14 protein-coding genes are annotated in these 12,129 nt (G+C 70.7%); 4 read left to right on the top strand and 10 right to left on the bottom strand.

What is annotated here, in order from left to right:
* Positions 1–515: 515 nt before the first annotated feature.
* The 3 genes from STRIP9103_RS16200 to STRIP9103_RS51515 form a co-directional block, all read right to left on the bottom strand.
* A complete protein-coding gene (locus STRIP9103_RS16200) occupies positions 516–716 on the bottom strand; it encodes a hypothetical protein (RefSeq protein WP_009312891.1) in 201 nt (66 codons plus the stop codon).
* Positions 713–910: a hypothetical protein gene (locus STRIP9103_RS16195; protein WP_009312910.1), complete on the bottom strand. Its 198-nt coding sequence runs from the start codon at positions 908–910 to the stop codon at positions 713–715. Before STRIP9103_RS16195 ends, STRIP9103_RS16200 begins: the two co-directional genes overlap by 4 nt.
* A 113-nt stretch (positions 911–1,023) precedes the next feature.
* A complete protein-coding gene (locus STRIP9103_RS51515; RefSeq protein WP_234022216.1) occupies positions 1,024–3,102 on the bottom strand; it encodes an acyltransferase domain-containing protein in 2,079 nt (692 codons plus the stop codon).
* Here STRIP9103_RS51515 and STRIP9103_RS16185 point away from each other — a divergent pair.
* Complete coding sequence (locus tag STRIP9103_RS16185; RefSeq protein WP_009312895.1) at positions 3,040–3,561, top strand: gamma carbonic anhydrase family protein; 522 nt, start codon at positions 3,040–3,042, stop codon at positions 3,559–3,561. The two genes, STRIP9103_RS51515 and STRIP9103_RS16185, sit on opposite strands and share 63 nt — an antisense overlap.
* A gap of 314 nt (positions 3,562–3,875) precedes the next feature.
* Here STRIP9103_RS16185 and STRIP9103_RS16180 read toward each other — a convergent pair whose 3' ends face one another.
* The 7 genes from STRIP9103_RS16180 to STRIP9103_RS16150 all read right to left on the bottom strand — a co-directional run bounded on the left by STRIP9103_RS16180 (position 3,876) and on the right by STRIP9103_RS16150 (position 9,710).
* Positions 3,876–4,253, bottom strand: coding sequence for a hypothetical protein (locus tag STRIP9103_RS16180; RefSeq protein ID WP_009312887.1), 378 nt, complete (start codon positions 4,251–4,253; stop codon positions 3,876–3,878).
* 287 nt (positions 4,254–4,540) lie between these two features.
* Positions 4,541–5,155, bottom strand: a complete 615-nt coding sequence (locus tag STRIP9103_RS16175) for a LuxR C-terminal-related transcriptional regulator (protein WP_048820375.1) — start codon at positions 5,153–5,155, stop codon at positions 4,541–4,543.
* 209 nt (positions 5,156–5,364) lie between these two features.
* Positions 5,365–6,321 carry a hypothetical protein gene (locus STRIP9103_RS48380; RefSeq protein ID WP_158696879.1) on the bottom strand — a complete coding sequence of 319 codons (957 nt, stop codon included), beginning with the start codon at positions 6,319–6,321 and terminating at the stop codon, positions 5,365–5,367.
* 46 nt (positions 6,322–6,367) lie between these two features.
* Complete coding sequence (locus tag STRIP9103_RS16165) at positions 6,368–7,030, bottom strand: M12A family metallopeptidase (RefSeq protein ID WP_009312908.1); 663 nt, start codon at positions 7,028–7,030, stop codon at positions 6,368–6,370.
* A gap of 286 nt (positions 7,031–7,316) precedes the next feature.
* The gene (locus STRIP9103_RS48375) at positions 7,317–8,081 is read right to left on the bottom strand and encodes a hypothetical protein (RefSeq protein ID WP_009312897.1); all 765 of its coding nucleotides are present in this window, start codon (positions 8,079–8,081) and stop codon (positions 7,317–7,319) included.
* Position 8,082: 1 nt separating this feature from the next.
* Positions 8,083–8,640 carry an RNA polymerase sigma factor gene (locus tag STRIP9103_RS16155; protein ID WP_009312901.1) on the bottom strand — a complete coding sequence of 186 codons (558 nt, stop codon included), beginning with the start codon at positions 8,638–8,640 and terminating at the stop codon, positions 8,083–8,085.
* A 146-nt stretch (positions 8,641–8,786) separates the two neighbouring features.
* Positions 8,787–9,710, bottom strand: coding sequence for a LysR family transcriptional regulator (locus tag STRIP9103_RS16150; RefSeq protein WP_009312906.1), 924 nt, complete (start codon positions 9,708–9,710; stop codon positions 8,787–8,789).
* 70 nt (positions 9,711–9,780) lie between these two features.
* Between STRIP9103_RS16150 and STRIP9103_RS16145 the strand changes: the two genes are divergently transcribed.
* The 3 genes from STRIP9103_RS16145 (at position 9,781) to cyaB (ending at position 12,079) form a co-directional block, all read left to right on the top strand.
* On the top strand, positions 9,781–10,959 hold the full coding sequence (locus STRIP9103_RS16145) for a cyclase family protein (RefSeq protein WP_009312903.1): 1,179 nt from the start codon (positions 9,781–9,783) through the stop codon (positions 10,957–10,959).
* A gap of 108 nt (positions 10,960–11,067) precedes the next feature.
* Positions 11,068–11,286 (top strand): hypothetical protein, encoded by a 219-nt coding sequence (locus STRIP9103_RS16140; RefSeq protein ID WP_009312893.1) that lies wholly within the window; start codon positions 11,068–11,070, stop codon positions 11,284–11,286.
* Positions 11,287–11,506: 220 nt separating this feature from the next.
* Positions 11,507–12,079, top strand: a complete 573-nt coding sequence (gene cyaB, locus STRIP9103_RS16135; protein WP_009312914.1) for a class IV adenylate cyclase — start codon at positions 11,507–11,509, stop codon at positions 12,077–12,079.
* The last annotated feature ends 50 nt before the right edge of the window (positions 12,080–12,129 follow it).

Raw genomic sequence — 12,129 nt, 5'->3', positions numbered from 1 at the left:
ACCACCCAGCGAGCTTTGGCCAGGACTTTTAATCCATTGGTTGTGGGTTCGAGTCCCACAGGGCCTACGGGAGAGCCCCAGTTCAGAGCGCATCTGGACTGGGGCTCACGCCGTTTGCGGGGGCTCAGCGATCGTTAGCTGGCCCGCTGCCGGCCCGAGAGTCGGGCGATCAAGACATGGAGCGACCCCGGCCGGATCGGCGTCCGGCCGGGGCCTGGTCCCGCCCGCCCCCAGGACACGGGGGTGCGGGGCGGGCGGGACGCTGTCGCCCGCTGCGGCACACGGGGCGACACCTGCCGCCAGGCCGGTTCCGAGGGAGCCCGGCAGCAGGAGATATCAGGGCCGTACAGGCGTCCTGATCTTCGGAGGCCTGCCTTCGTGGCAGGGGCATCCGCATTTCTTCTGGAGGAGGATGCCGATCGCGTGGGGCAGCGGTATGTCGACCTGCGCGCACCGCTGATGCCCGTCTCCGCCACGCTTCTGGGCGACGCCGCATTCCGGCGACAACTCCACGCTCATGACTGGTCCGCGACCGGGACGAGGTCGTAGGCGTGGCGGCACGAGGCACACGCGAACTTGCCGCTCGGGCCGCAGGGACCCGTCCCCTGGTCCTCCGGGAGGCGTACAAGCCGCGCCGTCCGGTCGTAGCCCTCATGCCAGGCACAGAAGGCGAACGAGCCGCCCGCCTCCGGGCTTGTCCCGGTGGGGATGCTCACTCCGCCCTCCCGTGGGGGTGCCGGTTGATCTCCACGTTGCAGTCGGTCACTTTCGACCAGTCGCTGTTGGCTTTCGCCTCGAACCGCTGGTTGGCCACCGCCAAGCAGATGTCACAGCCCGACACCGGATCCGGCTCTCTGGACGGCAGGGCAAGACACACAGGCGGATCCATTGTGGTGGGACGGCTGGTCATGGTCGGCTCCATGGACAGACGGGACGGTTACCGTCCAATCGTCCCGATCAGGCAACCCCTCAGCGTTGCCTGACTGGCAACACCCCACACCTTGACCAGCCCCACCGGGCGCGCTACACGCCGCACCAGTTCGCGAACTCCAGCAGATCCCCCGACGCCTTCGACCGAGCCCGCAGCAGCGTCGCCACCGTCTCGTGCACCCCGGGGTGATAGCGGGTCTGCTGCGGCGCCACCTTCCGCGCCCTGGCCAGCGACTCCAGCGCATCCTCGTGGCGGGCCGTCCACGTCTCCGCGCGCGCCCTATCCACCCAGTAGTGCCCGGCCCTCGCCTCCGGATAGTCGGCCGGCAGCCGCACCTTGCGGGCCTTCTCCAGAGCGCGGGCGTGCTTGTCCCGGTCGCTGGACGCCGACATGCCGTGAATGACGACGTTGACCGGGCCGAACACCAGCCCGTAGTCACGGGTCTCCCCGGTCTCCTCGGCGATCTCCCCGGCCGCCTCCAGCCAGTCATCCGCGCCACGGGTGTCGCCCTGCCGGCTGGACAGGACGGCACCCTTCAGATGGAGGGCGCCGCGGACTGCCTTCGTGGCCTGCTCACCGTCGTCGTCGAGATCTTTGAGCGCCTGCTTGACGAGGAGGACGCCGTGGTCGTGGCGGGCGGCGTCCGCCAGCAGTTGCGCCCTGTCCCACCGTTCGATCGCCACCTGCCGTGGGTCGCCGGACTGCGGGGCGGCGACCGCCATCCGTGAGAGGGCGAGGCGGGCGAGGTCACCAAAGCCGATCTGACGGCCGACGACGTACACGGTGCGGCACAGCTCCGCCTGCAACCACGCGGCCCGCTCCAGGGCGTGCCCGGGGCGTGCGGTGAGGACGTGGGCGCCCGCCTCGGCGAGCAGGGCGGGGAGTTCGTGGGCGATCTCGATGTACTCGGCTCGGGCGCGCTGCTGCTCCAGGCAGGCCACGACGGTTTCGAGGTCGGCGAGGGTGCGGGGTGGTGGGTCGTCGTCGCCGAGGGGGATGTCCCAGTCGTCCAGGGCGGTGCTGATGGGGGTTATCAGCCGGTCGAGCTGGTCGGCCTGCAACTGGTGGATGTAGGGCTGGCCGTGGAGGACGCTGATGCTGACGGACAGGGCGCGGGCGACGGCGGAGACGATGGCGGGGCTGGCTTGGCGCTGGCCGTTGATGATGTGGGAGAGCATCGACGGGGAGACGTTGGCGCGGCGTCCGAGTTCGCGGAGGGAGAAGCCGCGCAGGGCGCTCACCTCTTCGATACGCGCCCCGATTCCGCCGGTGTCTCGGCGAGTGGGGTGTGGCATGCTGAACTCCGTTCTGAACCTCGACAATTCAGAACGGTACGCCTGGTCGGCTCCGGGCGTAGGCGTGTGCGGCCCCCACAAGTTGTGGGGGCCGTCGTGCTGTTGACGGCTGGGATGCGGGCCGACCTCGACGAAGACGGAACATCCCGCCTCTCGCAGTCGCTCCGCCGCCTCACCGAACAGCACCGGTCGCCGCAGGTTGCGCCACCAGTAGTCGGCATCGAGCTCGGTGCCGGTCAGCAGCGTGCCCGTGGTGGCGGAGGCGTACCGCATCTGTGCCCGAGTCGCCTTCAGCTCGCCGAGGGCGTCGAGCAGACCGTCGCGCAGGGGGTCCATGACCCGGCTGTGGAAGGCGTGGCCGATGCCCAGGTCCCGGAAGAAGACGCCCTCCCGCGCGAGCCGGTCCCCGAGATCGGTGACGGCGGCCCTGTCGCCGCTGAGCGTCACGTCCCGCGGACTGTTGATGCCGGCGATCTCCAGTCGGCCCTCGTAGGGCGCCAGCCATTGTCCGACCTGCTCGGGCGCCGCGCCGACGGCGGCCATCCCCCAGTCGCCCGCGGTCGACGCCTGGGCCTGCGAGCGCGCGACGAGGACCTTGGCGGCGGTGTCCAGGCCGAGGGCCCCGGCCGCCCAGGCCGCGGCCATTTCGCCCGCGCTGTGCCCCACCGCTCCCGCGGCCCGGATGCCGTGGGCGCGCAGCACGGCTACGAGGCCCACCTGCACCGCGAACAGCAGGGGCTGTGCGACATCGGTGGTGTCGGGGCGGCGCCTTCCGGAGCCCGCGGCCAGCTCCTCCAGCACGGACCAGCCAAGGTGTGGACGCAGGGCCTCGTCGGCCTCCGCCACCCCGGCATGGAACGCCGGCTCCTCCTCCAGCAGGTCCTGCCCCCTGCCCGCCCACTGCGCGCCGACCTCGACACCATCGACGTCGGCGAGGAATCCAACGTCCAGGACGGCGCCGTCCTCCCCGCGGACCCCGGCTTTCCCGTACGGATCGGAGCGCGCGTCACCATCGGGCACAACGCCACCCTGCACGGCTGCCACGTGGAGGGCGACGTCCTGATCGGCATGGGTGCCGTCGTACTCGACGGCGCCCGCGTCGGCGCCGGGTGCGTCCTCGCCGCCGGCACCGTCGTCCCGCAGACCCGGCGCATTCCCGCCGGGTCGGTGGTGGCCGGGCCCACAGCGACCATCGTGCGCTCCGCCACCCGTGAGGACCTGGACGCCATCGCGACCGCCGCCCGCATCTACCTCGGGCTGACCGACCTTTACCGGACCCCGGCCGAGCCGCCGGCCCTGGGCGAGCCGCTGGCCCTCGGCGAGCCGGGCTCGTGAGCGCGCGTCACCTGAACACCGGCTGCGGTCCCGCCACCCGGCATCCCCGGACCAACGCACTGCTGGAGAATCGAGGAGGCCGTCCCCGGCGGCGTCCCCGTCGGCGTCGCCGCCGGTGCCCGCTACCCGTCGAACGCAATGGTCGGTCTCGACAACGAGCGCCGACTCTTTCGGCACGCAGTGCCTCCCGTAGCGCCGCGCCATGACCTCTGAGGCGGTGCTGCGGGAGGCGGTGATCCACCCCGGTCGGGCCCGTGGGCCGGCCTGCTCAGAGGCCGGCTGCTCAGGGGCCGACACGTACCCGGTGACCAGTTCTAGGGCTCGAGGTTTTCTTCCTGCGTCACGGGCTGATTACCCGGAGCTCCGTCGATCCTGAAAGTCTGCTTATAGCTGTCCTTGTTCTGTTCGCAGGTCACGGTAGCCGTGGCTTGTCGGCCCTTCGCGGGAATCTTCTTGAAGGTCACCGAGTACTCGTTGCTGTTCTTCACACCGCTACTGTCGACCTTGGTTTCCTGGCTGGTCTTGATCGACACCTTGATGGGTGAGGTGCCGTTCTCGCAGTCGTCGACAGTGCCTGTGACCGTGACCGGTGGGCGAGTCTGCGCTGCCGTTGCCTGGCTGGTGGCGAGCCCGGCCGCTCCAGCCAGAGGGAGGATCGCTGCGACGGCGAGAATTGCGACGCGATTGCGCATGACTTCTCCTAGCTGTCGGCTCATGGTGTGAAGGAATCTGAGCGGAACTTCGGGGAAGGTCCGCGGAAATCTCGTGCGGAATATCTGGTCAGGAAATTCCGGAGGCTTCCGTGAGTCTTCCGTGGTGTTCCCTATCCGCTCATGCCGACTGATTCGGTGAAGTTCGGTCCCGACCAAGGTCGTCCCTTTTACCTGTACGGGTCAAGGGCGACAAACACCCACACGGCCGGGGCAGGACTGCCCATCCGCCCAGCTCACCGGCCCTCGCACAGCCGTCCACGGCGCCGTCATCCCTCGCCGGTGAGCCCGAGTTCGACCGCGAGACGGGTCAGGTTCGAGCGGCGGCGGGAGCCGGTCTTCTCGCCGATGCGGTCGAGGTGCGACTGGACCGTGTGTTTGCTGATGCGCAGTTTCTTGGCGATCTCGTGGTCCGTCGCGCCGGCGGCGAGGAGTTGCAGGATCTCCTGCTCCCGGTCCGTGAAGCGCGGGGAGCGTCTGATCAGGTTGCCGACGGGTGCGCACACATAACTGCGGCCCGCGCCCACGGCCCGGATCGCCGTCAGCACCTCGTCCGGCTCCGCCTGTCGGCTCAGATAACCGCCGGCACCCGCCTCGATCACCTGAACCGCGTCGATCTGCGGGGACGACGACACGACGATGACGGCATACCCCCGCTCCCGCAGCTCCGCCACAGCCGCCACGAGTCTCGGGGCGGGCTCCTGGATGTCCATCAGAACCACGTCCGCGCCGTCCAGTTCCCCGTCCATGCGCTCGATGGACGGGGTGACGGCGATCAGTCGGAGATCGGGCGCGGTGCCGATCAGCTGGGAGACACCCTGCCGGAAGAGGGGGCAGTCGCCGATGACCGCGATACGCACCGCCCCCTCGACGCAATCGCCCATGGATGTCTCCGATCGCCTCGCCCAACAGCCCTCAGTCTCAGCGGGGCGGCAGCCGTCGGCGCGCGGGAGTAGCCCGTCCGAGGGGACCGGCCGAAGAGGTCGGCCGGAGGAGCCGACCGAAGGGGCCGGCCGGAGGGTACGGCTGCGGGGCTGCTGTGGGTCGGCTGCGGGGGCCGGGGCAGGGCCCCCGCGGGGTTGTGTCGGCCGGGCTACTCGCAGGTGACGGTTGCCTCGGAAGACTGGGCGGCGGCCCCCTTCTTCGCGGTGGATGCCGTCGTGGACGCACCGGTTTCGGTCGGCTCGGCCTTCTGAAGGGCCTCGGTCAGGGCCGTGGCGCTCTTGCCGATGAGTTGGTCCTCCAGGGAGTAGTTCGGGTCGTCGGGGTCGGTCTCGGCCTTCGCCGCGGACAGGGCGCGGGCCGTCGTCGTCGCCGTTCCCTCGGACTCGCCCCGGCCGAGGACCTTGCCGTCGAACGGAATGTTCGAGTCGCTGCCGAGGCCGCGCCACTGGCCGGGTATCTCGTCCTCCTCGGCGCACACCGGGGGCTGCCATTCGATGGCCATGACGTAGCTGTGGCCCAGCTCGATGCGGGGCTGGTGCTCGCCGGCCATCTCGGTGCGGTTGGCGGTGTCGCCCTCGGTGAACTGCCAGCCGTGCGCCACCCACTCGAACGACGTCGGCGCCGGCTTGCCGGGTGTGTCGCTGGACCAGAGGACGTCGTCCACCCGGAGGGTCACATCGCGGAGGATCAGGCCCTCCCCGTTTTCCAGTTCCTCGGCGGTCGGGCTGATCTCCCGCTCGGAGACCGGTGTCACGGCGACGACGTGGTCGGCGTACGTCACCCAGTCGGCGGCCGTCTGGCTGGGGTGCCGGTCGCTGCCGTGCGCGATGATCACGCCACCGGGGTTCGTGGCCGCGCCGGCCGCTTCGGGGCGCGACGGGTCGTTCGTGACCTCGTGCCGGACGAGGACCGTTGCGCAGACCGCCGCGGCGGTCACGGCGGCGGCCGTACCGACCAGCGTCGCCATACGCGTGACGCGGCTCAGGCGCTTCACGCGGCTGTCGTTCTCTGCGTCGGCGTGCTCGGCGCGGGCGGCGTCGGCGTGCTCGGCGGCGTGCTCGGCGGCGTGCTCGGCGTCCTCGGATTCGTGCCCGACTCTGTTCACCGCGTGCTCCATCGCTCGGTCCACCCCCTTGTTCTCGTCGGCCCCGTCAGTAGTTGGCATTGATGTTCTCTCGGTTGTTCGTGCCGAGGCCGTCGGCGAACCCGGGGGTCTTCTTCATGCAGCCCAGCTTGGAGTCCTGGTTCGGCAGCCTCGGGGAGGCGTCCTCACCGTGGAGCAGACCGACGGCGTGGCCGGTCTCGTGGCAGGACAGGCCTGGGGTGTACTGACCGCCGCCCTCGATACGGACGTACTGCTGGTCGCACTTGAAGCCGCCGGGGCTGTTGTCGTTGCACCAGGTGAGGCCCTCGTCGCTGCCCGGGACGGTGGCCTCGGCGTAGTAGATGTCCGTCTCCGAGCCCCCCGACCAGGTCGGCGTGGAGTCGTAGCTGACCTTCAGATCGGTCTTGTCGTGGTACTCCTGGATCGCCACCCGGACGTTCGCCTTGTCGATGTCCTCCAGCTTGTCGCTGCCGCCGCTGTCCATGTAGTAGGTGACGTCGGCGTTGTCGGTGCGGCAGACGGTGCCGCCCGACATGCCGGTGAGACAGCCGACGTTGTAGTTGTTCGTGGGTACGAGGTTGTCGGTCGCCGCGGCCCAGGTGACGGCCGCGGCGGCTACGACGGTGAGGCCGGAGAGGGCGACGGCGACCCCGGCCCTTCGACGGTGGGACCTCAGAGATCTCGGTGGCTTCGATGCGGCTGGTGACACGGTTCCCCTCGTTTCACTCGCGTTGGGCTGAGCCGCCCGAGGGGCCGCGCGTCGCCGTCCGGCACGCGTGAGCAGACAGCGCACAGCGAGCCGGCGGACGGCAGACAGCGGACATGCGAGATCTCTGCGAGGCATGGTCGGTCGCATCGCCGAGATGTGGTCAGTTGCGTGTTTCCCCCGGGCAACTGGAGCAACGATTACCGCACTTGTGTTCGTATCTAGTCAAGGGTGAATCGTTCCACGCCAGTTGATACCGGCCACGCGTTCCCCGTCTCCCCCGCCGCCGCTACCCCTCCCCTCGCGTATCGCTCCAGGCGGGAGGGCACTCGGTCGTCGCCGCGTCGGGCAGGCCCTGCTCGATCTTGGCGCGATACCACTGGAGTTGTTCGCCCTGGAAGGTGTCCGTTTCCTGGTCACGCCGCTCCGGGACGACGATCAGGAGGTGCTGCCCCTTCTCCCAGGGCTCACGGACGCGTGCCTCGGTGGGGTCCACCACGTCGAGGGTGATGCGTTCCGCGCCCCGGGCCGGCTTGATCCAGTCCTGTACGTCGAAGGTCACGACGACCCGGCCCGCCTCCGAGGACGGGCGGACGGCCACGACGTCCCCCTCCGCGATGGTGCGCCCACAGGCGATCCATTCGAGAAGGGTCTGGCCCTGCCCCGATGCGTTTGCGCGGCCGTCCGAGTCATGGGAGCCGCCGGACTCGGTGTTCGTGGCTCCGCCGTCGAGCAGGGTGGACCCGAGGACGCCCGCGCAGAGCGCCGCGGCGGAGGCGAGCCCGGCCAGGACGACACCGCGCCGTCGCCACCAGACCATTCGCGCAGGGGGGTTCGGGGCGCCGACCCGCACAGGACCGGCGCCGTCCTGCGCGGGATCCTGGGCCTGAGCCTCGGCGCGGGGGGTGACGGATGTGTCGGCGTCGCGGCGCGGCGACGCGTCGGGGCCGTGGCGGTGGAGCGGCGCGTCGGGCTCGGGGCGTCCCGCCTCCTCACCGATCAGGGCGAAGGCGCGGCGCAACAGCGCCTCGTCCGACTCGGGCGGATACGTCACCTCAGATCACCTCCATCTCTCGCAGCCGTGCCCCGATGGCAGCGACCGCCGTGTGCAGCCGGCTCTTGACCGTGCCCTCGGGGATGTCGAGAAGCCGGGCGATCTCCCGTACCGGCAGATCCGTGTAGAAGCGCAGGGCGAGGATCTGCCGTTGTACGGCGGGCAGCCCTTCCAGTCCGTCCGCCACCGCCAGGGCCAGCAACCTGTCCTCCTCCGAGTGCTCCACCGGAGGGCGCTGCTGCCACCGGGCGGCCAGCCGTTCCTGCAGGCCGGCGTCCCGGGCGCGGGCCCGGTGCCAGTCGACGGCGACACGGGACGCCACGACCGACAGCCACGCCTGCCGCTTGCGGATCGCCTCGCCGCTGCGCCTGGCCTGTGTCTCCAGCAACTTCAAGCGGACCTGTTGTACGCCGTCGTCGAGCTCGTCCCAGGGCACGCCGCCGAGGAGCAGTACGGCGCGGACCAACTCGACGTCCGCGGCCTCCGACAACGGAGCCTCCGCCTCCGCGTCACCCCCGTCGCTGAGCCCCGCCAGCCCCGTTCTGCGCTTACCGGCCATCCCCCGCCTTCCCTCCTTTCTCATTCGACGGAGTACGGCGGGGAAACGTTCGTCGGGGGGTGCCGAGGGAGGCTCGGCGTCCGACGTGCGGGCGTACCGGCGTGCGGGGGGAGGTCGTACGGGACCGGCGAGGGGGCCCGTACGCCTCAGGTGATCGGTGTGAGGCCGAGGTCGACGGCGGCTTCCTGGAGGGCGGTCACGAGGGCGGAGGTGAGGGGTTCGGGGCCGGAGCGAGGCGCGCGCCAGACCGCGGCGATACGGCGGTGGCCGGCGACGGGGACGGCGGGCAGGGCGACCGTCTCGGGTGGGGCGTCGGCGAGGGCGAGGGTGGGCAGGACGGCGGCGCCTAGGCCGGCCCGGACCAGGGCCAGGACGGTGGGGAACTCACGGCACGTGTGGGCGCGTCGCGCGGCGAGACCGTACTGGTCCGAGATGCGTTCCAGGGCGCGGCGACAAGCGGTGCCGGGCGGGCCCGCGACCCAGGGCCGGTCGGTGAGGTCCCGGACGGTGCGGGGCGCGGGCGTCCAGTCGGCGGGGGTGACGACGCGGTACTCGTCGTCGGCGACCGGGGCGGAGGCCAGGTCCTTGGCCCGGTGGTACGGGGCCGGGTCGTCGGCGTCGTACTCGACGACGAGGAGGTCGAGACCGCCGGTACGCAGTTCGCGCAGCGCCTCGGGGCCCTCCGACTCGACGACCTCCGGTCGCAGGCCGGGGTGACTGCGGGCGAGGGCACCGAGGGCCGGGACCAGCAGATGGCTGACCGCCGTGGAGAACGCGCCGACCGCCACCGGCCCGGTCGCCCTGCCCGTGAGCAGCGCCAACTCCCGTCGCGCTTCGGAGAGTTCCTGCTCGATACGTTCGGCGCGGGCGGCCAGCAGCTTCCCGGCCGGGGTGAGACCGACCCGGCGCCGCGAACGGTCGATCAGCGGCTGCCCGACCTCGCGTTCCAGCTGCGCCAGGTGCTGCGAGACGGCCGACGGGGTCAGATGGAGCACCTTGGCCGCGTCCATCACCCCACCACGCAACGCCACCGCCCGCAGGACGCGCAGACGCCGGGGGTCCAGTTCCATAAGCCTCACTGTAGCGACGCTTCAGAAAACATTGCTTGTACTCAAGCTCAGCTGCACTGAGGATCGGGTCGTGGGCGGTGAGACGATGAACGACGAGGTCGGCGCGATCATGAACAGCGAGGCCGGGGGCATGCGAGACAACGGCGCCGTACGGAACGGCGGGAGCGGAGTGGCCGGCGTGGACAGCCCGGGTGACGGACAGTGGCGGGTGCGGTTCGACGCCGAGGTGACCTTCGCCAACGGCGGTGGTCTGCAGACTCAGGGCTTCCGGCTGGACGTGGCCGATCCGGAGATCGGCGACGGGGAACTGGCCGAGCTGTTCGTACGCCATCTGGGCCTGCTCATGGTGGAGGAGGTGCGGATCAGCGGGCGCGAGGCCGTGCGGGAACCGCACAAGGGATCACGGCACACGATGGGCACGGGGACCGCCGACTCGGGTGCCGCCGGCTACGGTGCCGTCGGCTCCCGGGGCGACAGCCCCACCGGTGTTCGTGATGCCGCCCCCGGCAGTGTTGGCACCGCCCGCCGGATCATCGACCTGAGCCACCCCATCCACCACGGCATGATCACCTACCCCGGCCTGCCCGGCCCCGAGATCGGCGACCACCTCACCCGGACCGCCTCCCGGGACATCTACGCCCCCGGCACCGAGTTCGCCATCGGCCGCATCGCGATGGTCTCCAACACCGGCACCTACGTGGACAGCCCCTTCCACCGCTACGGAGACGGCCCCGACCTGGCCGGACTCCCGCTCACCCGTCTCACCGACCTGGACGGCATCGTCGTACGAGTCCTGGACGGCGGCGACGGCGGCGACGGCGGCAACGGTGACGTCGGTGACGGCGCTGACGCCAACCGCGGCGCACGCCGAGCCGTGAACCGCGAACTGCTCCTCCCCCACGACGTCACCGGCAAGGCCGTACTCATCCACACCGGCTGGTCCCGCCACTTCGGCACCGAGCAGTACGGCCACGGCCACCCCTACCTCACCGCGGACGCCACCGCCTGGCTGGTCGAACAGGGCGCCGCCCTCGTCGGCATCGACTCCCTCAACATCGACGACACCGACGACGGCACCCGTCCCGCCCACACCGGCCTACTGGCCGCCGGCATCCCAGTGGTCGAACACCTGCGCGGCCTGGAAGCCCTGCCCCCACAAGGCTTCCGCTTCCACGCGGCACCTCCGGCGGTAGCGGGCATGGGCACATTCCCGGTACGGGCCTACGCACTGCTCGACCATGCCCGCTGACGTCACGACCATCGGCTGAACCGGCGCCGCCCTCCTCCTCCCCCCCCCCGCGCTTCGAGCAGCCCGGGTCAGGCTGCGCATCGTCCCGATCCGGCGCATGGTGGTGACATGGACGAGGGCCCTCCAGTCGTCGTACTGCCACCGTCGTCGGACGGTGGCCGACAGGTGCTGATCCACGGCGAACGCGTAGGCATCGCCTACAACCTCTTCGACGTCATGGAATTCCTGCACGACGCCGGCCTACCGGCCAAGAAGACGGCGGTCGACGACCCCGAACTCACCGAGTGGCGAGGCGGGGGCCCTTACGACTGGAACTACTCCGCGTAGCGCCCGTGGTGCCTGGGGAGAAGGCCGGGATCTCTGTCGCCGGCTGCGGTGCGGCCGGCTGCGCCACCGAAGGTGTCACCCGCTCTCACGACTGCCCCTGTGGCCGCTCGCCCTCGAGGCGCTCCGCCGTCCAACTCACCCGCGTACGCACCGGGTTGCGGGCCGGAGGCCCGACCATGGAGAAAAGAGGCGAGGAAAGACGCGAGGAAAGGAACGGCCCGTGATCGAGGCGGAGTTGAAGGCCCGGGTCCACGCGCCGGAGGCGGTCGCACGGGCGCTCGACGAACGGGCCGAGGGCCGTGCCGAGACCTACCAGGACACGTACTACGACCGCCCCGACGGCAGTCTGGCCGCCCGCGACGAGGAGCTGCGGCTGCGAACCGTGTACGCCGCCACCGAACACGGCACCGGAGACCTGCGGACCCTCCTCACCTTCAAGGCGGCCACCGTGGACGAGGCGTCCGGCTCCAAACCCGAGTACGAGACCCGCGTGGAGGACTCGCAGTCCGCGCACGCCATCCTGCAGCACCTCGGCTACGTACCGGCGATCGTCTTCGAGAAGCGCTGCCGCAGCCATGCCTTCGAGGCGTACGGCAGGCAGCTGCTCGCCACCCTCGTACGCGTCCCCGAACTCGACGGCACCTTCCTGGAGATCGAGACCCTGGTCCAGGAAGAGACGGACCTCACAGCCGCCCTGGACGACATCCGCGCCGTACTCGCCGAACTCGGCATCGCACCGGAGCACCTCACCCGCGAGCGCTACACGGACGCGGTGGCGGCGGCCCGCAGGTAGAAACCGCACAGCTCCGTGGCTCGGGTGGAAACCACAGCAAAAACCTGGGG

Origin of the sequence: Streptomyces ipomoeae 91-03 (genome assembly GCF_000317595.1) — a bacterium.
Classification (GTDB): domain Bacteria; phylum Actinomycetota; class Actinomycetes; order Streptomycetales; family Streptomycetaceae; genus Streptomyces; species Streptomyces ipomoeae.
The sequence above is the reverse complement of the archived record's forward strand: the minus strand, read 5'-3'. Positions and strand labels throughout refer to the sequence as shown.